Below are 21,810 nucleotides of genomic sequence, written 5' to 3'. Positions count from 1 at the left end.
GAAACTACCCTAGCCCTGTCTTCGTAGCTCCCTATTTCCAAATCCGCTCATAGGTTACCTCGTCCGCCATTCGCAGCACAAATACATCCGGGTTACTCAAACTGCGCCACTCTGCAAATCCTACCTTATCATCGTAGTACTTCAGCAGAAGACTCATGATATTGCCGTGCGTCACCAATACTGTGTGCATAGCTTCCCCTGCCCATATCTCCTCAACGACAGATGCAATCCGCTTCATCGCTTGGCGGCTGGACTCCCCGCCCGGTAAGGTGAGGTCAACATCCATAAACGTTTCCTGCAGTTTTTCAAACCAGTCAGGCAGGTGTTCTGCGCTCAGTATGCGCTCTGTTAACCGCTCATCTTGTTCTACGTCCATATGTAAGCGCCCAGCAAGCGGCAGGATTGTTTGAACCGCTCTTTTGTAGGAGCTGGAAAGAATACGATCGATAGGCTTGTCCGCCAAAAATGCCGCGAGCTCCAAAGCCTGTGCGTACCCTGCTTCAGTGAGCTCCGCCTCTGGTTCTTGTCCTTTTGCGGCGCAGTGCCTAACAAGATAAATTGTTTTCAAAGCTCCACCCTCCCTTTGCTTCTGCATGTTCAATACTCTCTTTTAAATAGCTTGGCGCCTGCGGGTGCTGCAAGATCTCTTCCGTTGTTAACCAATACACGTGCGCAACTTCTTCAAGGGATACCGGCCTAGCTTCTCCAGACTCGTACTCACAAAGAAATACAACGTTCACCACGTGTATACCGTGCGCTGTCACAAATGAAGTACTATGGATATACGTCATGTTGTTTATCTGTACACCGACTTCCTCCTCTATTTCACGTCGCAGCGTTCGCTCCAAGATAGCTGTCGTATTTCCTTCCTGCTCCACCTTCCCGCCAACAAGCGACAGCAAACCGCCTGCATGCTCTTCCTGCCTGCTTCTTTCTATCACAAGCCATCTATCACCTTTTTTGATTGCACCTTCCACATTCACAATAAACATACCTTCCCCTCCCCTCCCAATTCTAACATATTCTAACAATACAAATATATCGAATCTTTTGCATACATGGTAGGATATAAACAGGTACAAATAATTCAGCATCGCTTCCTATCCTCTAAAACTATTTATTAGGAGGTCTCTATGAGCAAAGTAGGCGTTTATCGCACAGACATCACCCCGCCCTTAGGCATGCCGTTTATCGGTTATCATCGGCCAAACGGCATTCGCAATGCCGATGAGCATATTTACGCAACAGCGTTTGTGTTTGAAGCGAATCATCATAAGGCTGTACTCATCGGCATGCTAGTAGATGACACGACCACCATTCGTACGCAGCTGCGCTTTCCCTTGTTAAACAAAAAACGCCTCTCGCCTTTTTTGGCGGCTATACAAATGGCTACATTGATTACCTGCCAACAAAGGAAGCCTATGTACAATGCGGATATGAAGCAGTTATGTACTAATTTCTCCTCAATAACCGCCCTCTTAATTCGGCTACAGCCAGCCTTTTTCCTCTGCCACAGCAATGGCTTCAATACGATTACGAACATGAAGCTTATTCAAAACTTCAGACATATAGTTGCGCACTGTTCCTGCAGATAAATACATAAGCATAGCAATCTCATTGGTCGTCTTTCCTTCCCGTGCGAACAAAAGCAATTCTCTTTCTCTCTCTGTTAACGGGTTAACTTCCTGCCACATTCCAAACATTAGATCTTGAGAAATCTCACGCTTTCCGTCCATTACATTACGAAGAGATACGGCCAAATCTTCTACTGGTCCATCTTTAAGTAAATAACCGTAAATGCCAGCTTTCATTGCACGTCCAAAGTATCCCGGACGCGCAAATGTCGTCAAAATGACGACTCGACATGTAGATTTTTGTTTTTGTAGCTCTTCTGCCACATCCAAGCCGCTTTTTAGTGGCATCTCAATATCTAATATGCAGATATCTGGCTTTACATTTGCAATTAACATCAGGGCTTCTTCCCCGTTCGCTGCCTGCCCTACTACTTCTATATCATTCTCCAAATCTAACAAAGCTCCGAGCGCTCCTCGAAGCATGCGTTGATCTTCAGCAATTATAACCCGTATCACCCTGTCATCCCGTCCTTTTGTTTTCTCACGATGGGAATCGCAATTATTAATGTCGTGCCTTGGTCTCCGGAAACAATGCGTAGTATTCCTTCAAGTAAGCCAATTCTCTCTAAGATGCCATTCAACCCGTTTCCTTCTTTTTTTTGAATGCCAATTCCGTCATCACGTATCTCAAGCACAGTTTCCCCTTTCGTCACATACACTCCGACTCTGCATTCCTTTGCTTGGCTGTGCTTCACGACATTTGTCACAGCCTCACGCAAGCACATGCCCAGGACATTTTGTGTAAGTGGGGGGATATTCTCTAAATCTGCTTCTACATCGTAGATAAACGCAATATCCGCTGCCTGCAAAATCGCTTGCACCTGCATAATTTCTTCGGCAATCGTAACAGAGCGCATATCTGTAATCAACTCCCGTACCTGCTTCAATGCCGCGCGGGAGGTTTTTGCAATCTCTTTCGCCTCCATTTGTGCACGTTCTGGCTGCTTCGTGACAAGTCTTTCCACAAGCTGACTTTTCAACGTAATCAATGATAACGTATGACCTAGTGTGTCATGCAAATCGCGCGCAATCCGTTGGCGCTCTTCCTTCTTAGTCAAAAGTTGAATTTGTTCGTTCGCTTCCTTCAATTGCAACTGAAGTTCGTGCCGCTTCATCATAGAGCGGTTGACAAACGGAAAGACGAACATGAGAACAAATGCAGGCGTGGCGCCCAATATGTCTTTAATAGAACCCCTCAACTCATATTTCCAAAGCACCAAGGCAACTAATGCCGCTAGCATGGCAAATAACGCCGCAAAGGTTTTTCGAGTTTTGGCGGCACCTATGAAGTTCGCCGGGAAAAAGCCCATATATATATAATTGACATGATAAAACCACGACAACGTGAAAATGATGAGCATTTGTAACGCAATCAAACCAAAGAAATACTTTGTTGCAAAATAAGCCTGCCTATAGATAACAACAAAGATTGCCAGCATAATACAACCAGCAATCCTTTTTCCTATCGGTTCTTGTAGCACATAATATAATGGCATCAATAAGTAAATTAACCATACAAGGGGGAAATGGCCCATATTGTCCGGGAACAGCCGGAATTTCGTTTTTCTCATTCATATCGCTCCCTGACGTTTTCTGATATATATTGATAATACTATAAAGACCATCATATATCCTGCTAACGCCATAATACTAGTCATGTCCGGCATTTTTCCAGCGACAATGTTCCAGGCACCGTGACCAAATCGGTATGTCGGCAGCCATTCGCCGATGGCACGGATTGTTTTCGGCATGATTTCAAGCGGCATCCACAAGCCCCCCAGTATCGAAAGCAGCATATACAAGACATTGCCTACAGCCGCCGCCGTATCAATGCTTTTGAAAGTACCAATGAATGTGCCCAGTGCCAAAAAAGGAAATGCCCCAATTAAAATCCATGCACCGCTGCCAATCCACTGCATAGCACTCAACTCGACGTTGTTGATTAAAGCTCCTACCAAAAAGATGACAATAATAGAAAACAAGTTGATGATTGTTTGTGCTACCATTTTCGCCACCAAATACGTACCAGCAGGTAGCGGTGTGATATCCATCAAGCGTGACCATCCTTGGCTTTTTTCTTGCACAAGTCGAAGACCTAACGTATTAATAGCGGATCCGATTATGCTGAACGCTGTCATTGAGATTAGATATTGTGCCTGCCAGGCCTTATCATTCGCCGCTCCGCTCAGGGTATTTGTGAAAATATAATAGAACATGACAGGCATTACTAAAGATGCGATGATAAAATGACGGTTTCTAAGCACACGAATGATTTCTATTCTGCACTGCGACATGAGCATGTTCATACAGCTTCTCCTTTCTGTTCTACAAGCTTTTCAAATGCATCTTCCAGTCCGCCGCGTTCAACGAGCACATCATACACAGGAAGCTTCTTTTCAAATATATACCTGAGCACCGCATCTGAATCAGTGGTGGCAACTGATATACCTTCCCCTTCCGCGATTACTTCTGTCACATACGGAAGCGATGAAAGCTCTGTGTCTGCAAACAGTCCATGCGTACGGAACAGGACTGCCTGCTTCGTAAAGGCGGATTTCATTCCTTCAGGTGTATCGTCAGCAATGATTTTCCCGTCGGCCACAAGAATAATTCGATCAGCAAGTTGATCCGCCTCTTCCAAGTAATGCGTTGTCAAAATGATTGTTTTTCCAGATTTGGCAAGTAAACGGATGCTCTCCCAAAATCGCTTTCGTGACGCGATGTCCATACCCACGGTCGGCTCATCTAGGAAAAGAAGATCGGGATCGCCGGCCAACGCAAGAGCGAAGCCTAAACGACGCTTCTGTCCCCCGGAAAGCTTATGGGCCATGGACTTTTCTTCCGCCTCTAAATCCGCCATTTCCAAGAGCCTTTTCTTGGGCATCGGATGTGTGTAGTAGCCGCGGAATAGGTCTATCGTCTCTCCCACCGTCACGCTATCAATCACACTTACCTCCTGCAGCATGGCCCCCATTCTGTTACGTACATATGAAGCTTTCGGACGCCTGCCAAATAATTTCACTTCTCCTTCCGTTGGCTCTAAAAGCCCCAGTAGCATGGAAAGCATTGTTGTTTTCCCAGCTCCGTTCGGTCCTAAAACCGCCGTAACAGTCCCCTTTTCAACAGAAAACGAAATATTGTCCACAGCCTTTTTATTTTTAAACACTTTAGAAACACGGTTTACTTCAATAATATATTCCATTTTTCCACCTCCACTGTTCTATTTTCATTGTATGAGTTTCCCAGCTCCATAAAAAGTAAGTGATGTCACAATAGAGAGATGACAATTGTCATGAAAACGCCAGAGGCATTTCCGAAAAACGATTATGTTATAATGAGATGTATAAGATCATTTTGATTAGCACTTTAAAGAATTTGCGATACGGGAAAGCCCACTACGGTGCAATAGCACCGCCTTTAGGCGTGGGATGCAATAGAAAAACATATGTTTGTATGCTATACTTGGTTCATAGACAAGCAAAAGTCTCTAAAACGACATGTTCTCTGAAAACAGAATACATATGAGGTTGGAGTAGCAAATTCTTCTACTCCGTAAAATGTATTAAGTCGTCAAGAATAAGACGCTAAAACACATTTGAGAACCAAAAGCTAGGCTATTTGGTAACAGAATAGTCGCCATAGGTGCTATACGCACTGCCTATGGAAGGGTGATGGCACACCCTCATCTTGTAGGCTGTTCAAAACAGAAATGGACTGCGAACGCAAAGTCATACAAGAATCCCACTGGCGTTAGCCAGCTTGCCCCTTTAGGGGTGGGAGTGTCAATAAAATGTGAAACACATCTAATTTCGGATGCCAAACCTCTTTATCTGGCAGGGCAGATGCTTTTTGATTCGTACATTAGGTAAAAGAACGTGGAACGACTGATTTAGCCGTTCCACGTTCTTTTACCTTTATGTATAAATTTATGTGATTTACATATAGGGGTAAGAGTAAACGCAGCTTACAGATATAAACATATACAAACATCTAGATTAGGAGACTTTAGGAAAGATATTTACTATCCATTCAGAACTAGATACGCCTGGAAAAAACATAAGCCTCAGTCAAGAGACTGAGGTTTTGAACGGAGGGGAAAAATTGGGCCGATTATTGCTATTATTCGTTGTCGGTGCGATTGCTATGACGGCGCGCTTTTTCATATTAGGGGTCTATGACTGGGAACAAATGTTAACATTACTACTATTTCCAGCCGGTGCCTTGGTGCTATTTTTCATACGCCTATGGGAGCTGCATCAAGAAGCACGCTACGTACCGAAATCAACTCAAAACGTCTGGCATACCTATACACGAGAAAAATATGCAACAAATGTAAAAATACTCTACAAGGGGACAGAACAAATCGCAACCTATCAGCGCTTTTATCGGCACTGGTGGCAAAAAGTAGTCACTATGATTCTAGAAGGCGAAGGAAAATGGTATATGAACCTTTCCTTTACGATGCAGGATAATTCGCAAATTACGTTTGTAGAACAGCAAAGCTCGATTTGGAAAGCGAACGAGATGTGGCACATTGTACGTGATGGCGAGATCATTGGCAGTGTAAAAACGGACTATTCCCTAAAAAATGCGGTAAAGCTGCAGGAAGGTCTGTTTTTACAGCTTGGGGATACAACCTATTATTATAAATCCTTCGGTATCGGCTCAAAAACAGAGGTTCTTCGTGAAGGTACAGTCATTGCCACCGGCAAGCGTATCACACGCTGGGAATACAGCTTTGATGGAGAGGATCTCCCCCTCGTTATGACGTATATTCTCTTCAACTATGTGTTTAGTCAATAACACTTACACACCAAGCCATTTTTTCAGCATAAGCACCGCAGCTAAAAACAACAGCGCATACGACATGTGAAGCAATTTCTTCTCGTAAAAGCGATTTCCTTGCAAAATAGCTTGCCGCACGTTAATATTTTCTTTTGTTTGTTCAATTTGCTTTACAACATCTGCATATTTACGTTCCCAGTGCATAAAATGAGTGTTCGGTAGGTTGATTGTTTCAGCGAGATTGCGCATTTCCTCCAGTTTTCGCTTTTTCAGACGATAGGCGGCAAGCTGTTGCTTTTCCATGTGACAATCAACCTCGGCCTGCTTTCTCTTTTTATGCATATAACGGCAGAAAAAAGCGGCGCCTATACACGCAAACAGTAAAATAAAAACCATCACACAGCCCCCTTGAAAGCGGTTTATATTTCCATCCTATGAGCATGCTAGAAGGGTTATGAAAAGGAAAGGACGCGATGCTATGCAAGAGTGGCAACAAGAGCAGCAGCGAGTCAACGAAGTAACGAAAAAGATACGTGCAAAAGCCGCTATACTTGAAAAACAAACCGGCACTGTACGTTCGGAGGTAACGGAAATCCGCCAAAACTTTTGGGAGGATGTGACCGTTAACTTTGACAATGCCGAAGAAGCGGCCGAAACACATGCCAGCATTAAACAACAGGCAGAAATGCTGGCCGAGCGCGAGCGCAGCCATCACCACTATACCAATCAGCTTAAACTGTTGCGCCGCTTGATGAACACACCTTACTTTGGCAGAATTGATTTCGCTGAAGAAGGCGAACCGGCTGAAGCCATTTATCTTGGCATCGGTTCATTTTATGATGAAGAACAAGAAGAATTTCTCATATACGATTGGCGCGCACCGATTTCAAGCGTGTATTACGATTATGCCGCCGGCCCAGCAGCGTATACAGCCCCGAGCGGCACTGTGCACGGCACACTCCAGCTCAAGCGGCAGTTTGTGATTCGAAATGCGCAAATTGAGGGTATGTTTGATACGGGGGTGACAATCGGCGATGTGATGCTGCAGGAAGTGCTTGGCAAGCAATCCAATACACAAATGAAAAATATTGTCGCCACCATTCAAAAAGAGCAAAATCTCATTATCCGCAACGAAAGCAGCCGTCTTCTTATCGTGCAAGGCGCGGCCGGAAGCGGTAAAACATCAGCAGCACTGCAGCGCGTTGCCTATCTGTTGTATCGCTATCGCGGCTCGCTGCGCGCGGATCAAATGATTTTATTTTCACCAAATCCGCTCTTTAACAGCTACGTTTCCACTGTTTTGCCGGAGCTTGGCGAAGAAAACATGCAGCAAACCACCTTTCAAGATTATCTAGCGCATCAGGTAACTGGATTTACACTTGAAGACCCGTTCACACAGCTAGAGTACATGCTGCGCAGCAATGACGCGGTGCGCCGCTCTGTTATTCGTTATAAAGCAGAGCTCGATTTTATGAAGCTCATTGACAGCTATGCGGCGCATTTACAAATACAAGATATGCGCTTTACGGATATTAAGTTTCGCGGCACGGTCTTGCTTACTGCCCGTGAAATTGCGGCATACTTTTATAGTGTTCCGGTCGACTCGCTCCCAAGCCGTATGGAGGAAACCGCGCGCTGGATTAAGCGCGAGCTAAAAAAGCACGAAAAACGTGAGCGCACGCGTCCTTGGGTCGAAGAAGAAATGGAGCTTCTTGATAAAGACACACTCCAGGAAGCTTATGAAACACTGCAAAGCAAGCAGCGTTACTCTGAGCACACCTTCAACGACTTTGAGCGCGAGCAAGCGCTGCTGCGGGCCATTGTGGTGCGCAAGCATTTTAAAAAGCTGTACGTACATGCAAAAAAGCTGCGCTTTGCTGATGTACCGGCGATTTACGCCCAGCTGTTTGCACCTGGCTTTGCACAGTTTACAGATCAGCTACCAGCCAACTGGCAGGATATATGTGATTATACAACAAAGGAATTGATGCGCCGCAACCTGCCATATGAGGATGCCACGCCGTTTATCTATTTAAAAGAGCAAATTGAAGGCTTTCGCCGCAATACATCAATGCGCCATATTTTTATTGATGAGGCACAGGACTACGCACCGTTTCAGTTCGCCTTTTTAAAACGCTTGTTTCCGCTTGCGAAAATGACTGTGCTCGGTGACTTGAACCAAGCCATTCATGCCCAATCCGCACATGTCAGCCTGTTTACCCTTTCTTCCTTATACGACCAATCGGAAACTATTGAACTGACGCGCAGCTACCGCTCTACTAAACAAATCATTGAATTCACAAGACAATTTGTGGACGGCGGGGAACGCATCGAAGCCTTCCAGCGCGAAGGTGCTCTGCCTGTTGTCGAGCAAGTCCCTGCTGATGGGCTGCCTGGACAAATAGCCACACGCATCGCCGCTTTACAAGGCGCAGGTCACCAAAACATCGCTGTGATTTGCAAAACAGCGCATGAAAGCAAGCAGATGTATCAGCAATTACAGCCGCTTATCTCGCTTCGTCTCATTACAAAGGAAACGTCCTCCTTCGAGCCGGGCGTATCCATATTGCCATCTTATCTCGCAAAGGGTGTGGAGTTTGACGCTGTGATTGTCTGCGATGCTGCTGCCGATGTGTACGGTGAGCAGGATGGTAAGCTGTTTTACACAGTATGCACAAGAGCCATGCACGAGCTGCATATTTTTACGACAAAGCAAATCACGCCGCTGCTGCGAATGGCCAAAGCCGAGACATACGAAAACCGCCCTTAATTTTTGGGGGCGGTTTTTTACAAGGAATATTTTCCTTTTTGTCGAATATTCGTGTGAAGGGATGTGATAAGATGTGCACTAGCTTTGTTTGGCACGGCACACAGACGTTGATTGGAATGAACTTTGACATTAGCGAACGACCGATTAAGCTTTCTCTGCAAGACAATGGTTTTCTGGTCCTGCAGCGTGAAAACGGACAATTTCTCCCGGCATTTGGCGTCAATGCAAACGGCACGTTTATGAACCTGTTAATGGTGGATGAATGTGAGGAAGGTAAGTATCGCCGCGGTAAGAACTGCGTACATATAATGCGGCTGTTTGATGATGTACTCACGGAACGCATCGAGCTATCCGACCTGCCCTCTTTTTTAGCAGAAAAAACGATTGTCAATGTACCCCATTACAGCGTACATAGCATGATTGCCGGAAAGAACGTATCTTACATCGTCGAACCGGGGCGAGCGAACATAAATATGAGCTCACAGGACCAACGTTTCAAGGTCTTAACCAACTTTCCTCTTTCCGATTACGCACATGAAACATACGACTGCGTCCAAGGATGCGGAAGCGAACGCTACCAAACAGCTTATGCCATTCTTGAAAAAGAGCATACATTTGATGTAGATAGGGCATTTTCTATCCTACAAAAAACAGCACAAACGGACGGCGAGTTTCCGACGCAGCTTTCCCTAGTAGTCATACCCGAGCAGGGGATCATTTCTTTTACAATCGGACAACATTTTCATACGAGATTTCAATTCTCGTTTGCAACGCAGCAAATAACAGGCGGTACCAAGCCTATTACACTTTCTAAAAAAGGCGTTTTGCTTTCAGAACTGCAGAAGGCGTGAACTTCTGCAGTTTCCCCCCTTTGGTGATATAAAGGGCTATGTAGGCCTTTATCCACAATCGGTACAATCCCCATTTTACAAACGATCTATCAAGGCAATTCGCTACAGAAGTATATGATGAATCCTCCAATCTTCCCACATAAGTCGGCTTGACGATGCAAAAGTACTCCTGCTATCCTTACATGTATCATTAGTTATGGAGGTCTTTTCTTGAAGTACAAATCTTTTTTTCTGTATGCACTATTACTCTGTCTTTTCATCGGCTCTATCGTTTTCGTCAACCACAACGACTTTTTATATAAACAACACATCGCAAAGGTTGTAAAAGCAACATCGGCAGAAGCAGAAACGGTAACCGATATGTATGGCAATAGCGATCGGATCTTTAAGCAACGCATTACCGCCAAACTCCAAAACGGTCCGCACAAGGGCGAGCGTATTTACTTAAGCAATGAGTACTCCATCTCAGGCGCATATGATCAAAAGTACACAGCGGGTGACAAGCTATTTGTTTCGATTCGCACCAATCAACAAAACGGTGAATTAACTGGTCTCATCAAAGATGCCAAACGCGATACGAACGTACTCATTATCAGCTGGATTTTCATCTTTGCTTTGCTTGTAGTCGGAAAAAAACAGGGATTTCTTTCTCTCATTAGTTTAGCAGTCAACAGCGTGCTTCTTTCCTACGCCTTAGATATGTATATTACGACATCGGGGACGAGTCTATTATTCATTTGCGGCATCAGTGCAATTCTATTCACCTTTGTCTCTTTATTACTTGTAAATGGCTTAAATGAGAAAACATATGCGGCGATGATTGCAACACTGCTTGGCACATGTATTTCACTGCTGATTATGTACGTCGTAATGAAAACAACGGGTGAAAAAGGACTGCGTTACGAAGAAATGCAGTTTTTAACAAGGCCGCCTCGTGTGGTGTTCATGGCAGGTATTTTAATTGGCTCGCTAGGCGCTGTGATGGATGTCGCAATTACAATGTGTGCCTCCATGTTCGAGCTGTACGAAAAAAACCGCGATATTACCGTGCAAGCACTGAAGACTTCCGGAAAAGCGATTGGGAGAGACATTATGGGACCGATGACTAACATTTTGTTTTTTGCTTATATCAGCGGCTCGATTCCTATGCTGATTTTATACATCAAAAATCATGCGCCGCTCGGCTATACCTTTTCGATGAATTTGTCCCTAGAGCTGGCCCGGGCCCTAGCCGGCGGAATTGGGATTGTTTTGACCGTACCGCTCGCTTTATATATATCCATTTTCTTTATTGAAAGAAAGAGGCGCACATCATGAGTACATTATTTTGCTTAAGTATGTTACTCCTTATTTGCATGTTGCTTGTTGGCGGACGAAAAGGGCTGCGGTCGTTTATCGCATTATTTATCAATTTTGGAATTTTGTTTATTTCCATTTTATTCATGGCAGATCCGACCGTAAATCCGGTTATCATAACATTCATCGGCAGTGTCCTTATCAGCTGCGTAAGCTTATTTTATATCAACGGTATGAACGTAAAGACGAAAACAGCGTTGCTGGCGACGGGGATTGTATTTGTCATTTTGCTTGTATGTATTGTTGCCTTCACAGATCGCTTTATGATTAAAGGCTTTGGCGAAGAGGAAGTCGCCGAGCTCAGCATGTTTTCGCTATTTGTCGGCGTCGACTTTTCTAAAATAGCTGTGTCTGTTATCGTTATGAGCACAATCGGGGCCATCGTAGATTTGGCAATCTCCATTGCTTCGCCCCTTCGCGAAATTTATACGCAAAGTCCCTCTCTAAGCAGAAAAGACTTATATCAGTCTGGTTTAGGCATTGGGCGGGATATTTTAGGCACCACTACAAACACCTTATTTTTTGCCTTTTTCGGCAGCTATTTGGGATTGTTTATTTGGTTTAAGGACGCGACGTATTCGCTTGGGGAAATCATCAACTCCAAAGTATTCAGTGGTGAAATGCTCACCATTCTGTTTGCGGGAACGGCGGTTACCCTGACCATTCCCGTCACATCCTGGGTGACAGCTTACTTTTTAACCAAAAAATAAAGGCATGCTACAGGCATGCCTTTACTTCTCTTCGCCAAATCATATGATGATACCCTTCATCCCAAAAATCGGTCAGTACATATGTTGGTTCTCCAAACTTTTGCTGCCAAACTTGCTGTGCACGTTTGTAGCCGCTATCCAGACAAAACTCATGTATACCTCTCTCCTTCATTAGCCTCAGCATTGCCTGTACAAGCTGAGAACCAATCCCCTGCCCCTGATGGCCCGGGTGCACAAAAACAGTACCCACCTTATCAAGGTGCGCTAGTGCGCCGTTTGTATGTGTAGACACAAATTCACCGGCTTTTCCGTATTCAATGCACCCTATCACCTTAGCACCTTTCGTCGCAACTAAGAAAGACCGTGCGCCGCCATTTACATATTCCTGCCAGTATGTTTCCTTTTGATGGATTTCTTGTGCCAAATCCTCTTGTAAGTGTCCAATTCCTTCACTTTCAAACGTATGTACAATCACCGTACGAAACAATTCATGCATATGTGCCGTATCATCGGTAGTTGGATGTTTGATGATAATCAATATACTCACTCCTCTGCCGAGCTATATACGACACATATCATCATATTTCCTGCTTTACCTGTGCGTTGCCACGCGTTTCCATATGTAACTCCTCTTTTCGCAGCGTCTCCTCGACATGATGCACTGTTTCGTATTGTTGTCTGTAGATGGAGACATCCTCAAGAACAGTCGGATGCTTGACAACCTCTACACGCTCTTCACAAATAGGAATTCGAATCACCTCGTCGCCATTTTTTATGACCAGTTCTTCACGCGTGACAGGCACAACAATCGTTCGATTCTCGGTAATCACCTCTTTATGCACCTCAACATCACCAGTGGCCACCCATTGCTTCACAATATCTAATTCCTCTTGATGCAGCTGCATCTTTTCCATCGGCACTCCTCCTAAAAAGCACCCCGGCCAAGGCCGAGGTGCTTCACTTCATTTATTCGTAGCGCGGCTCTTCATCATGTACCACATGAGCCTCGCCCGTTGTTTCAACGCGCGCTTCCTCACGTCGTAGCACCTCGTCCACATGATGCGTGTCTTCTACTGCACGCTTATAAGCGGAAACCTCGCCAGTAACTACCGTATGCTTACCAACCTCTACACGCTCTTCGCCCACTGGAATATGAATTGTTTCTTCTGCGTTGATAAATTCATCAGTAGGCTCATGGTCAATAGCTCTTCTCTCAATAACGACTTCCTCATGCATAACCGGAACGTCAACAATTTTGTGTTCTTCCACAATTTCTTTACTTAAAATAACTTCTCCTGTATCCACACGGTCTTTATGAATATCAAGCTCCTCTTGATGCAGACGAAGCTTGCCATCTTCTACAACATCCGTACGCTCACGACGTTCATCTCTTTCACGAATTTCTTCTCTCTCACGAATGTCTTCTTTTTCATCGTCAAACAATCCAAAAAAATCGTTCATCACGCATTCCCCCCTGTGCAAATTATGTTGCATCCCTAATTTGCGCTCATCAGACATATATCATGCGGTGTAGAATTTGGTACACATAAAAAAGCGACGCACCGTGCATCGCTTTTTACTATTTAGGGCGAAGGAGGAAAATTGCGTGACGTATCTTTATACGTGTTTGCTTCATTGATCTCTTGGTTCAAGCTTTTTTCAGGAGAAATCTGTTCCTTATGTTTCCGTATATGCCAAAGCGAATAACCGACAATGATTATGCACAAACTCCAAAAGATGATCATAAACCAGCTCATGCGATTACCTCCTTTTATTATCCTAAATAGGTTGCTACTACGGAAATTTCCTCTGTTCCTTCCAATCGATACGCACCTGCCTCAGGACGGGAGCTGACAATACGATGTAATGCATCGCCTATGTAATGCAGTGCTACGCTATCATCCGCCGCAATGCCGCCTTTGATTTGCCCTGCTGCCACCAGCTTTTGATAAGCCGGTCGGCGCTCTGGTTCACCGTCATAATGCGGACAATTGCTTCCTTTTAAAAAGCCGAGGCAGCGCAAGGGTTCTAGACCGTCGCCGTAGGAATCGGTCACACCCTCTTCAAACCAGCAAATCGAGCCCGCGCTAATCCCGGCTAAAATGATGCCCTGCTCCCACGCTTCTTGTAAGATAGAATCAAGGCCCCACTCGCGCCAGATGGCGAGCATATTTTTCGTATTGCCACCGCCTACATAAATGATGTCCTGCGACAATAAAAATCCGCGCACATCTCTTGTATGCGGCTTAAACAAAGACATGTGCGAAGGAACGCATGCTTGTTTTTCAAAAAAATCATAAAACCTTTTGATATACGAGTCCGCATCACCGCTCGCCGTCGGTATAAAGCAAATCTTCGGCTGCGGCTTATTCGTCTGTGCTAATATGTATTGATCTAAGAGCGGATTGTCCGGCTCCATCGAAAAGCCTCCGCCGCCAAGTGCGATAATTTGCTTCATCTTTCTCCCCCCGTAAACTCTGGCTCGGGCTCGCTCAGCAGCAAGCGCACACCATCGCAATCAAAAAAAGCCAGTGAACCCGCCGTAAACAGCATTGGCAATTGAAGAATATCGCGGTAAAAGACGATCGCTCTTTCTAGATTTTGTACAGGTACAGCAATTTGTCCGATGCTTTGAATCGTATTCATCTCATACAGCCCCCTTTTTCATATTCTTCTGTCTATTATACACGACACATACGTTCGATTTGGACTATGTTGTAAATATTTTGTCTAGTTCAGCTGTTTATTTGGCGACTTTACGCAATTATTTGTCCACTTTCATCATTTATTTGGCAACTTCAAGCAATAATCTGGCGACTCCCTCCAATTGTTATATAATGGAATTATCTTACCTAAAGGAGGTCACTGTTATGAATCTGCAACCTGTACCGCTGCATTATATACGTGAAGGGCAAGGTCAGCCGGTGCTGCTCCTGCATGGCTGGCCCGGCTTTTCCTATGATTGGCGCCGCATCGTGCCGCTGCTTGCTCCGTTTTGTGATGTGATTGCCCCCGATTTTAGAGGCTTTGGGCAGTCACCAAAGCCACAGAACACAGCTTACACACCGCAGCATCTCGCCGCGGACATCATCGCCCTTTTGGATGAACTTGCTCTGTCAAAAGTCATCGTTGCCGCGCATGATATGGGGGCTACCATTGCGCAAACCTTGGCGCAGACGTATCCAGAGCGCATTGCCTCGCTTATTTTGCTAAACCCGCCTTACCCAGGTATTGGCCTTCGCCGCTTTGACAAAGATGTGCAGCATGAGTTTTGGTATCAGCAGTTTCATAACATGCCTTGGGCCGGTGCTGTCATCGGCAGTTCAAAAGAAAATGTGCGATTATATCTCAGCCACTTCTACGAGCACTGGGCAGGAAAAGCTGCTATTACGCAAGACGAACTCGACACCATTATCGATATGTACAGCAAGCCAGGGCACTTTGAAGCGAGCATTGCCTACTATAAGGCGCGCGCTGCAGCAAAAACAGCAAGTGCCATTACAACAACAGCACCCGTTACCATTCCGCATCGCACGACCGTACTGTGGGGCGATGCCGATCCGGTCATGCGCTCGGATTGGAGCGATCGACTAGCAGACTATTTCGATCAAGTGACTGTCACCCTATTGCCTGGCATCGGACATTTTGTACCAGCAGAAGCACCGCAGGACGTCGCCGCCGCCATTCGCTCGCATTTACAAAAAAGCGAATAAGATGGTAAGATAATGCAGTTATCAATAATCTGGTCAAATGCAGCAATATTCCGGCCACTTCACACATATTCCGGTCAAACTCAGCAGCATTCCGGCCACTTTACAAATATTCCGGTCAAATGCACCAGCATTCCGCCCACTTTACACATACAGGAGGACAAAATGGAAGATTACCTATGGACCCTACACCAACACAGCAGCAACCATCGCACCGCACTCGAACAAGACAGCTTATGTGGTTGTTTTTATTGCTTGCGCTTGTTTCATCCCTCTCTTATTGACGAATGGATTGATGATACCGCATGCTGTCCGTACTGCGGCATGGATGCAATCATCAGCGAAAGCGCCGGTGCTCCGATGACCAAGGAATTTCTGCAGCAAATGAAGGATGTGTTCTTTTAACGATGAAGCTACTGCTCTTTCGCTACTTTTTATTCTTTTTTGGCTTAACATGCTTTGGACTTGGCAGCGCCACCGCGGTTCAGGTGCAGTTTCTCGGTCTGCATCCATGGGACGTATTAAACGTTGCTTTATTTGATAAATTCGGGTTTACAATCGGTACATGGAGTGTTCTTTGCGGCTTCATCCTGCTCATCATTTCATTTGTCGTTGACCGAAAATATATTAATATCGGAACCTTTTTGAATGCGCTCTTAATCGGGCCGATTATGGACTTCTTTCTGCGCTCCGGCTGGCTGCCGCAGGCGACCGACTCACTCCTCCTAAACATTGGTATTTTACTGATGGGTGTCACTATCACAGGCATCGGCGGCGGGGTGTATGTTGCAGCTGGAATCGGCGCGGGGCCACGCGATGGGTTCATGCTTTCTCTATCTGATAAAACCGGACTATCTGTAAGCCGGGCGCGCATGCTTGTGGAAAGCGTTGTGCTTGTCATTGGCTTTTTTCTGGGCGGACCGGTGTTTATCGCTTCCTTTTTGTACACCTTTGTACAAAGCCCGATTTTTCAGCTATCCTTAAAGGCAATGCGGACCCTTATGCATATACTAGAAAGCAAGCAGACGATGAATGTGCAAGGCTGACATTCATCGTCTGTTTGTTTCGTTAACTTTACTACAATTCAGGTATTCCTGAATCACAACAATTTATTATTGACGGCAGCATGCATTTCAACCTGAAAGGTTTAAACAAAAATCCGCTCGGTATTTTACAAACAAAACGTAGCGTTCACATAACTTTTCCAAGTCGTACCCATATAGTTCACCTCACAATTATGTTAGAATGGGGGATGGATAAAATGAATTGAAGGTGAATGTAATGCTTGTACTCAATCAAGATGTAATTAACAACTTTTTTTATATTTTATTAAGTATTTTTCTCGCCTTTTTCTTAATAGAAAAAAAATATGTGCCCTTGCACCGAGCAAAACCAGTGTTACTGATAGCTGCAGCTGTTTCGATTGTGCTATGCATGCTCTCTCCTATCGATGTAATTGCAAACTGTGTACATGACATGAGGCAAATTCCGTTTATGCTTGGCATTTTATACGGTGGCTGGCCTATCGGTGGCATTTTATTGGCGGTCTTAATCGGATTTCGCACGATAATTTATGGCTATACCATGATCTCGACTGTCGTCTACATTACCATGTTTGTCTTAACACTTTTCTTCGTCAAACCGTTCGCGCGGATGAAAAGTAAACAAAAGGTGCGATTGGCGACACTGCTGTACATCATTCTCGCTACTATTGCAGCCATGCAAGCACAGGTTTTAAATAATTTTCAAATCACGTGGAGCTATGTTATCAATTTTATTTTGTTTCCTGCGGCGGGGATGTTTATGATTGCCTCTATTGCGGAAACACTTCGAAATCATTTGAGCTTCAGCAATAAGATGATACGTTTTGAAAAAATGGAAGTTGTTAGCCAGCTGGCAGCCAGTATTTCACATGAAGTGCGAAATCCGTTGACAGTGGTGAAGGGATTTTTGCAGCTGTTTAAAATGGAAGGTTTAACGGAAGAAGAAAAAAAGCGCTATATTGATACAGCTCTTATTGAATTGGACCGTGCGGAAGGAATTATTAGCGATTACTTAACGTTTGCCAAACCAACTTCAGCAAATATAATTACAATTGATGTGAAACAAGAACTACAACGAATACTTGATATGCTTCGTCCATTCGCTTATAAAAACAGCGTTCTAATACACGAACATCTCGAAGATTGCGGTGTGAAAGGAAATGTGCAAAACTTTCAGCAGGTACTATTGAATATTGTAAAAAATGCTATTGAGTCCATGCCAAACGGTGGTGTATTACGAATTCAAACCAAAAAAACACGCCATAAAGTAATCATTCATATTCAAGACACTGGATGCGGTTTAACAAATGAACAGCGCGCCCGTCTAGGAGAGCCTTACTTTTCCACAAAAGAAAAGGGAACGGGTCTTGGCTTGATGGTTTCTTATCGCATCATTGAAGCTATGAAAGGAACCATCGAAGTGGAAAGTCAATTGGGAACCGGTACCACATTTACAATTACGTTGCCAGTACCACTTTGCAATAAAGTACACCATGTCTCGCCCACAACAAACAAAGAGACCATCAGCTCACTATAAGCTGACGGTCTCTTTTATTCCTCATTTGTTTCTTCTTCCGTCTTAACAGGTACACTTTGCGCCGGCTCGTTGATGGACACAACAACATGTCCCTCACCTTTACACACCTTGCAAGTCATAAACGAAAGCAAGCGCAGCTTGTACTGTGTCCCGCTGCCTTGACAATGCGGACAAATATATCGAAATGGCATATTGTAACCTCTTTTCATCATCACTGATCCAGTGTAAGTGCTCCTGCTAGCGTTATTATAACGAAGTAAGTTTCAGATTACGTTACAGCCATATGAAAAGTTCATTACAACCTGTATTTACATCTCTATATAAAAGTTCGTTGTTGCTTTTCGGGGTGAATTGCGCTACATTACAGCACACAATTGTTTATTTTATTCATCCATGCAAAAACTTCACACAAACCGGATATGGTACAGCCACATCTTTTTGCAGCAGTGTAAGCGTTCCTGCTTGTGCATCTCTTGCGAATAAGGTTAAGCTACTTGATTCTTGGTTGGAAGCGACAAGGAACTGCTCTGTTGGATCGAACATAAAATCACGCGGCCAGTCGCCTTCCGTATGCGTGTGCGCAACAAACGTCAGCTCACCTGTTTCCTCGGCGCGGAACACAGCGATACTGTTATGACCGCGGTTACCTGCGTACAAAAAACGACCGTCCGCAGACAGATGAATCGCACTTCCTTGGTTGTTGTCTGTGAAGTCACTTGGAATCGTAGAGATGTACTGCACCTCTGTGAACGTTCCCTCTTGATACGATAGTACGATCACTTCAGAACTCAGCTCCGTCATCACATACGCAAGTTTGCCATTTGGATGGAATGCGATATGACGCGGCCCGCTTCCCGCTTTCACCTTTAACGTATGTACCCTTGTAAGCGTGCTATCCTTTACCTCATATGTAATGACTTCATCTGTTCCCAAATCTACCCCAATTACATACTTTTCATCAGGTGTAAATCCTGCGTAGTGCGCATGCGGCTTTTCTTGTCTTTCCTCATTTGGACCAGAACCGCTATGTGACATAACCGATAAAACTGGACGCAAGCTGCCGTCTTCATTCACCTGATAAGACTCAATCGTTCCTTTATGATAGTTCGCCGTCACGACTGTTTGCTTTTTGCTGTCCACACTCACGTGACAAGGAGACGCACCTTCTGTTACCTGTGTGCCTAATGACTCTAGACTTCCGCCCTCAATACGGTACGCGGCAGCTCCGCCCTTGTCTCCTTCTTTTACAACCGCATACAAGTAACGGTTGTCCTTACTAATTGTTACATATGTAGGATTATCAAGCTCTGCCGCCAATTGTACGTCACGAATTTGTTTTGCTTCTGTGTCAAGCGTGAAGGAATAAATCCCCTTGCTGTCACCTTTTGTATAGGTGCCAATATAGCCTATAAAGTTGCTCATAAAATGCTCCCCTCCAACAATTTCTCTTTCACATTATACAAAAAGCCGCCCTTGCTCACAAGGACAGCCACTTTTATTGCTTTTCTAATAGGTTCATATGAATTCCGTCTTTAAAGAGATTTTGCAGTTCTTGTAAATCAGCTGGTACCAGTGTACCGTTCTTTGCCTTCTCTTCCATTTCTGTTAACAAACTCGCTTTTTCAGACAGTGCATCTTCCACAAGTTTTTTCAATTCTCCGCCTAACACAGGGATTTCTTCTTTTTGAAACTGCGCAATTTCCTCACTCATCGTATGCAAAGAATTCGCAATCTGCTGCTGATCAAGCTTTTGCCCTGCTTCTAAAAAAGTATTGATTTCATTGTAAAATGTTTGCGCCTGTTGACTCAGCTCGTCAGCCCGCTCTGAAAAGCCATTCACCTCTTGCTCAATCTGCGTCACTTTGCCTTCTAATTGCTTCGCTTTTTCTTCAACGCCAAAGCAGCCAGTTAAACTTATAGCCATAACACCTGCAAGTATCATACGCTTCATATCGCCACACTGCTACTAAAAACATAGACAAACGTCTATTCTTAGAGTATTCCTGCTTCTACGAACTCGACCTCGCCAATTACTCGCTACTATCGTTTGTATAGTTCTCCACAGGCGTAAATTCCGATGTAGCCCACCGTACATATATACAATTTATTTAAGTTCGTATTGTATATTCTTTTGCTTGTAAAAGGTTGATAGATGCATTTAAATCTCTATTCATGATGTTTCCGCAATCGCATTCATATATTCGGTCAGATAGCTTTAAATCAACTTTCTTTTGACCGCAACATGAGCACAATTTAGAAGATGGATAGAATCTGTCTACTTGGCGTAATTCAATACCATATTCTTTGCATTTTGCTATTAGCCATGTTTTAAACATATAAAAACATTGTTCTGCGACTGATCTAGATAAATGCTTATTTTTCATCATCCCTTTTACGTTTAAATCCTCAATTGTGATATACATTGGCTTGGCTTTCACCAATTCATTCACAACCGATTTTACATACTCTGTTCGTATGTTTGATAGTCGAACATGTAGCTTTTGTACTCTAAGAATGTTTTTGTTTATATTTGCTCTTTTAGCAACAGTTTTTTCACCTCTCTTTTTTAGATTTTCGTATTTGCGTGACAAAGAGCGCTGTTCACGTTGTAATTTCTTCTCTAATTTCTTCAACTTTGCTGTTTTATTAATGTTTTTGTGGGCTTTACCATCACTACGAACAGCAAAATCTTTTATGCCTAAGTCGATGCCTAGACCACCTTCATTTAATTTGTTTACATGTTTTCTTGTATTCACTTCACAAAGGACAGATACAAAATACCTTCCTGCCTGTTGAGAAACAGTTCCACTTTTTACAATCGCATCTTTCGGGATATAACCATACTCTTTTAATTTTATCCAACCAATCGTTGGGATTTTTATTCTGTGCCTTTCTACAGTCCAATCAGTTTTATTGTTCTTAGGGAAATAACATTTGACATTTTGATTTTTCTTTTTCTTGTAGCTGGGAAATTTAGACAACCCTTTGAAAAATCTATTAAAAGCCTTATCACCATTCATGATGGCTTGCTTAACAGCTTTGCTAGATACTTCTTTGATCCATTTATCGTGTTCTTTTGTGTGGATATTATTCAACCATTTAGAGAAGTCATAACCACTCATAAACTTTTTCTCTCTTTGATACAATTCTTTGTTTTTGGCAAGATAAAGATTGTAGACATACCTACACACTCCGATGGTTTGGTTGATTTTAGCTATTTGTTGAGTTGTCGGCTTAATCTCAATAAAGTATGCTTTTTTCATAACTCTTTATCCTCCGACAGTTTCTTTTTATATTTTCTCAATCCATATATTCTGCAACTGAAAACATGAATGATAGATATTAAGTCTTGAACAAGTTCTTCTTGAGGTGACAACTTATCATTGTTAACAACAATGATTTCTACTGCCATCT

The 21,810-nt window shown here is 43.9% G+C and carries 26 protein-coding genes and 2 pseudogenes; 10 read left to right on the top strand and 18 right to left on the bottom strand.

Annotated features, from left to right (window positions below; all coding sequences use genetic code 11):
• Positions 1–31: 31 nt before the first annotated feature.
• Both EEJ45_RS12605 and EEJ45_RS12600 read right to left on the bottom strand, forming a co-directional pair.
• The gene (locus EEJ45_RS12605) at positions 32–568 is read right to left on the bottom strand and encodes a histidine phosphatase family protein (RefSeq protein WP_124565172.1); all 537 of its coding nucleotides are present in this window, start codon (positions 566–568) and stop codon (positions 32–34) included.
• The gene (locus EEJ45_RS12600; RefSeq protein ID WP_124565171.1) at positions 546–992 is read right to left on the bottom strand and encodes an NUDIX hydrolase; all 447 of its coding nucleotides are present in this window, start codon (positions 990–992) and stop codon (positions 546–548) included. Before EEJ45_RS12600 ends, EEJ45_RS12605 begins: the two co-directional genes overlap by 23 nt.
• 368 nt (positions 993–1,360) lie before the next feature.
• Here EEJ45_RS12600 and EEJ45_RS19080 point away from each other — a divergent pair.
• Positions 1,361–1,441 (top strand): annotated as a pseudogene (locus EEJ45_RS19080) (alkaline ceramidase); the annotation flags it as partial.
• 46 nt (positions 1,442–1,487) lie between these two features.
• Here EEJ45_RS19080 and EEJ45_RS12585 read toward each other — a convergent pair.
• The 4 genes from EEJ45_RS12585 to EEJ45_RS12570 are packed head-to-tail and all read right to left on the bottom strand — an operon-like array spanning position 1,488 to position 4,836.
• Positions 1,488–2,090: a response regulator transcription factor gene (locus tag EEJ45_RS12585; RefSeq protein WP_124565170.1), complete on the bottom strand. Its 603-nt coding sequence runs from the start codon at positions 2,088–2,090 to the stop codon at positions 1,488–1,490.
• Entirely contained in the window at positions 2,087–3,205 is a 1,119-nt protein-coding gene (locus EEJ45_RS12580) for a sensor histidine kinase (protein WP_124565169.1), read from the bottom strand. The genes EEJ45_RS12585 and EEJ45_RS12580 overlap by 4 nt, the downstream gene beginning before the upstream one ends.
• The gene (locus tag EEJ45_RS12575; RefSeq protein WP_124565168.1) at positions 3,206–3,940 is read right to left on the bottom strand and encodes an ABC transporter permease; all 735 of its coding nucleotides are present in this window, start codon (positions 3,938–3,940) and stop codon (positions 3,206–3,208) included. It lies immediately after the preceding gene.
• On the bottom strand, positions 3,937–4,836 hold the full coding sequence (locus tag EEJ45_RS12570) for an ABC transporter ATP-binding protein (protein WP_124565167.1): 900 nt from the start codon (positions 4,834–4,836) through the stop codon (positions 3,937–3,939). Before EEJ45_RS12570 ends, EEJ45_RS12575 begins: the two co-directional genes overlap by 4 nt.
• Positions 4,837–5,735: 899 nt before the next feature.
• Between EEJ45_RS12570 and EEJ45_RS12565 the strand changes: the two genes are divergently transcribed.
• On the top strand, positions 5,736–6,437 hold the full coding sequence (locus EEJ45_RS12565; protein WP_124565166.1) for a tubby C-terminal domain-like protein: 702 nt from the start codon (positions 5,736–5,738) through the stop codon (positions 6,435–6,437).
• A 3-nt stretch (positions 6,438–6,440) separates the two neighbouring features.
• Here EEJ45_RS12565 and EEJ45_RS12560 read toward each other — a convergent pair whose 3' ends face one another.
• Positions 6,441–6,815 (bottom strand): hypothetical protein, encoded by a 375-nt coding sequence (locus tag EEJ45_RS12560; RefSeq protein ID WP_124565165.1) that lies wholly within the window; start codon positions 6,813–6,815, stop codon positions 6,441–6,443.
• 82 nt (positions 6,816–6,897) lie between these two features.
• Here EEJ45_RS12560 and helD point away from each other — a divergent pair, with 82 nt between their 5' ends.
• From helD to EEJ45_RS12540, 4 genes are all read left to right on the top strand, one after another.
• A complete protein-coding gene (gene helD, locus EEJ45_RS12555) occupies positions 6,898–9,189 on the top strand; it encodes an RNA polymerase recycling motor HelD (RefSeq protein WP_124565164.1) in 2,292 nt (763 codons plus the stop codon).
• A gap of 71 nt (positions 9,190–9,260) precedes the next feature.
• Positions 9,261–10,040: a hypothetical protein gene (locus EEJ45_RS12550; RefSeq protein ID WP_124565163.1), complete on the top strand. Its 780-nt coding sequence runs from the start codon at positions 9,261–9,263 to the stop codon at positions 10,038–10,040.
• A gap of 210 nt (positions 10,041–10,250) precedes the next feature.
• On the top strand, positions 10,251–11,357 hold the full coding sequence (locus EEJ45_RS12545) for a YibE/F family protein (RefSeq protein ID WP_245999895.1): 1,107 nt from the start codon (positions 10,251–10,253) through the stop codon (positions 11,355–11,357).
• Positions 11,354–12,106: a YibE/F family protein gene (locus EEJ45_RS12540; protein ID WP_124565161.1), complete on the top strand. Its 753-nt coding sequence runs from the start codon at positions 11,354–11,356 to the stop codon at positions 12,104–12,106. The genes EEJ45_RS12545 and EEJ45_RS12540 overlap by 4 nt, the downstream gene beginning before the upstream one ends.
• Positions 12,107–12,113: 7 nt before the next feature.
• On the opposite strand, the gene EEJ45_RS12535 is transcribed toward EEJ45_RS12540, so the two are convergent.
• The 6 genes from EEJ45_RS12535 to EEJ45_RS12515 form a co-directional block, all read right to left on the bottom strand.
• Positions 12,114–12,644 (bottom strand): GNAT family N-acetyltransferase, encoded by a 531-nt coding sequence (locus tag EEJ45_RS12535; RefSeq protein ID WP_124565160.1) that lies wholly within the window; start codon positions 12,642–12,644, stop codon positions 12,114–12,116.
• 40 nt (positions 12,645–12,684) lie between these two features.
• Positions 12,685–13,020, bottom strand: coding sequence for a YsnF/AvaK domain-containing protein (locus EEJ45_RS12530; protein WP_124565159.1), 336 nt, complete (start codon positions 13,018–13,020; stop codon positions 12,685–12,687).
• Positions 13,021–13,072: 52 nt separating this feature from the next.
• Complete coding sequence (locus EEJ45_RS12525) at positions 13,073–13,567, bottom strand: YsnF/AvaK domain-containing protein (RefSeq protein WP_124565158.1); 495 nt, start codon at positions 13,565–13,567, stop codon at positions 13,073–13,075.
• Positions 13,568–13,689: 122 nt separating this feature from the next.
• Positions 13,690–13,863 (bottom strand): hypothetical protein, encoded by a 174-nt coding sequence (locus EEJ45_RS18470; RefSeq protein WP_164464278.1) that lies wholly within the window; start codon positions 13,861–13,863, stop codon positions 13,690–13,692.
• A gap of 17 nt (positions 13,864–13,880) precedes the next feature.
• Complete coding sequence (locus EEJ45_RS12520; RefSeq protein WP_124565157.1) at positions 13,881–14,564, bottom strand: Type 1 glutamine amidotransferase-like domain-containing protein; 684 nt, start codon at positions 14,562–14,564, stop codon at positions 13,881–13,883.
• Positions 14,561–14,752 carry a VOC family protein gene (locus EEJ45_RS12515; protein ID WP_124565156.1) on the bottom strand — a complete coding sequence of 64 codons (192 nt, stop codon included), beginning with the start codon at positions 14,750–14,752 and terminating at the stop codon, positions 14,561–14,563. The genes EEJ45_RS12520 and EEJ45_RS12515 overlap by 4 nt, the downstream gene beginning before the upstream one ends.
• A gap of 224 nt (positions 14,753–14,976) precedes the next feature.
• Between EEJ45_RS12515 and EEJ45_RS12510 the strand changes: the two genes are divergently transcribed.
• The 4 genes from EEJ45_RS12510 (at position 14,977) to EEJ45_RS12495 (ending at position 18,396) form a co-directional block, all read left to right on the top strand.
• Positions 14,977–15,819, top strand: coding sequence for an alpha/beta fold hydrolase (locus EEJ45_RS12510; protein ID WP_164464277.1), 843 nt, complete (start codon positions 14,977–14,979; stop codon positions 15,817–15,819).
• A gap of 162 nt (positions 15,820–15,981) precedes the next feature.
• Positions 15,982–16,221, top strand: coding sequence for a cytoplasmic protein (locus EEJ45_RS12505; RefSeq protein ID WP_124565154.1), 240 nt, complete (start codon positions 15,982–15,984; stop codon positions 16,219–16,221).
• 2 nt (positions 16,222–16,223) lie between these two features.
• Entirely contained in the window at positions 16,224–16,862 is a 639-nt protein-coding gene (locus tag EEJ45_RS12500) for a YczE/YyaS/YitT family protein (RefSeq protein WP_124565153.1), read from the top strand.
• Positions 16,863–17,088: 226 nt separating this feature from the next.
• A complete protein-coding gene (locus EEJ45_RS12495) occupies positions 17,089–18,396 on the top strand; it encodes an ATP-binding protein (protein WP_245999900.1) in 1,308 nt (435 codons plus the stop codon).
• A gap of 14 nt (positions 18,397–18,410) precedes the next feature.
• Here the strand turns inward: EEJ45_RS12495 and EEJ45_RS18465 are convergent, their stop codons facing one another.
• The 5 genes and pseudogenes from EEJ45_RS18465 to EEJ45_RS12475 form a co-directional block, all read right to left on the bottom strand.
• Complete coding sequence (locus EEJ45_RS18465; RefSeq protein WP_164464276.1) at positions 18,411–18,587, bottom strand: hypothetical protein; 177 nt, start codon at positions 18,585–18,587, stop codon at positions 18,411–18,413.
• Positions 18,588–18,783: 196 nt separating this feature from the next.
• A complete protein-coding gene (locus EEJ45_RS12490; RefSeq protein WP_124565151.1) occupies positions 18,784–19,818 on the bottom strand; it encodes a lactonase family protein in 1,035 nt (344 codons plus the stop codon).
• Between the two features lie 73 nt (positions 19,819–19,891).
• Positions 19,892–20,347, bottom strand: a complete 456-nt coding sequence (locus EEJ45_RS12485; protein ID WP_124565150.1) for a hypothetical protein — start codon at positions 20,345–20,347, stop codon at positions 19,892–19,894.
• Positions 20,348–20,504: 157 nt separating this feature from the next.
• Positions 20,505–21,659 (bottom strand): RNA-guided endonuclease InsQ/TnpB family protein, encoded by a 1,155-nt coding sequence (locus EEJ45_RS12480; protein WP_124565149.1) that lies wholly within the window; start codon positions 21,657–21,659, stop codon positions 20,505–20,507.
• Positions 21,656–21,810, bottom strand: a pseudogene (locus EEJ45_RS12475) (IS607 family transposase); the annotation flags it as partial. The gene EEJ45_RS12480 and the pseudogene EEJ45_RS12475, both read right to left, overlap by 4 nt.

The sequence above is a fragment of the Ectobacillus antri genome, assembly GCF_003852715.1.
Taxonomy (GTDB): Bacteria; Bacillota; Bacilli; order Bacillales; family Bacillaceae_G; genus Ectobacillus; species Ectobacillus antri.
This window is presented reverse-complemented; position numbering and strand designations above follow the sequence as displayed.

What these genes read in the sequence shown, in the direction of transcription:
- EEJ45_RS12600 (WP_124565171.1), bottom strand. Translation starts at nt 992, where the DNA reads ATGTTTATTGTGAATGTGGAAGGTGCAATCAAAAAAGGTGATAGATGG.
- EEJ45_RS12580 (WP_124565169.1), bottom strand. Translation starts at nt 3,205, where the DNA reads ATGAGAAAAACGAAATTCCGGCTGTTCCCGGACAATATGGGCCATTTC.
- EEJ45_RS12575 (WP_124565168.1), bottom strand. Translation starts at nt 3,940, where the DNA reads ATGAACATGCTCATGTCGCAGTGCAGAATAGAAATCATTCGTGTGCTT.
- EEJ45_RS12570 (WP_124565167.1), bottom strand. Translation starts at nt 4,836, where the DNA reads ATGGAATATATTATTGAAGTAAACCGTGTTTCTAAAGTGTTTAAAAAT.
- EEJ45_RS12560 (WP_124565165.1), bottom strand. Translation starts at nt 6,815, where the DNA reads ATGGTTTTTATTTTACTGTTTGCGTGTATAGGCGCCGCTTTTTTCTGC.
- helD (WP_124565164.1), top strand. Translation starts at nt 6,898, where the DNA reads ATGCAAGAGTGGCAACAAGAGCAGCAGCGAGTCAACGAAGTAACGAAA.
- EEJ45_RS12550 (WP_124565163.1), top strand. Translation starts at nt 9,261, where the DNA reads ATGTGCACTAGCTTTGTTTGGCACGGCACACAGACGTTGATTGGAATG.
- EEJ45_RS12540 (WP_124565161.1), top strand. Translation starts at nt 11,354, where the DNA reads ATGAGTACATTATTTTGCTTAAGTATGTTACTCCTTATTTGCATGTTG.
- EEJ45_RS12530 (WP_124565159.1), bottom strand. Translation starts at nt 13,020, where the DNA reads ATGGAAAAGATGCAGCTGCATCAAGAGGAATTAGATATTGTGAAGCAA.
- EEJ45_RS12525 (WP_124565158.1), bottom strand. Translation starts at nt 13,567, where the DNA reads ATGAACGATTTTTTTGGATTGTTTGACGATGAAAAAGAAGACATTCGT.
- EEJ45_RS18470 (WP_164464278.1), bottom strand. Translation starts at nt 13,863, where the DNA reads ATGAGCTGGTTTATGATCATCTTTTGGAGTTTGTGCATAATCATTGTC.
- EEJ45_RS12520 (WP_124565157.1), bottom strand. Translation starts at nt 14,564, where the DNA reads ATGAAGCAAATTATCGCACTTGGCGGCGGAGGCTTTTCGATGGAGCCG.
- EEJ45_RS12515 (WP_124565156.1), bottom strand. Translation starts at nt 14,752, where the DNA reads ATGAATACGATTCAAAGCATCGGACAAATTGCTGTACCTGTACAAAAT.
- EEJ45_RS12510 (WP_164464277.1), top strand. Translation starts at nt 14,977, where the DNA reads ATGAATCTGCAACCTGTACCGCTGCATTATATACGTGAAGGGCAAGGT.
- EEJ45_RS12505 (WP_124565154.1), top strand. Translation starts at nt 15,982, where the DNA reads ATGGAAGATTACCTATGGACCCTACACCAACACAGCAGCAACCATCGC.
- EEJ45_RS12500 (WP_124565153.1), top strand. Translation starts at nt 16,224, where the DNA reads ATGAAGCTACTGCTCTTTCGCTACTTTTTATTCTTTTTTGGCTTAACA.
- EEJ45_RS18465 (WP_164464276.1), bottom strand. Translation starts at nt 18,587, where the DNA reads ATGCCATTTCGATATATTTGTCCGCATTGTCAAGGCAGCGGGACACAG.
- EEJ45_RS12490 (WP_124565151.1), bottom strand. Translation starts at nt 19,818, where the DNA reads ATGAGCAACTTTATAGGCTATATTGGCACCTATACAAAAGGTGACAGC.
- EEJ45_RS12485 (WP_124565150.1), bottom strand. Translation starts at nt 20,347, where the DNA reads ATGAAGCGTATGATACTTGCAGGTGTTATGGCTATAAGTTTAACTGGC.
- EEJ45_RS12480 (WP_124565149.1), bottom strand. Translation starts at nt 21,659, where the DNA reads ATGAAAAAAGCATACTTTATTGAGATTAAGCCGACAACTCAACAAATA.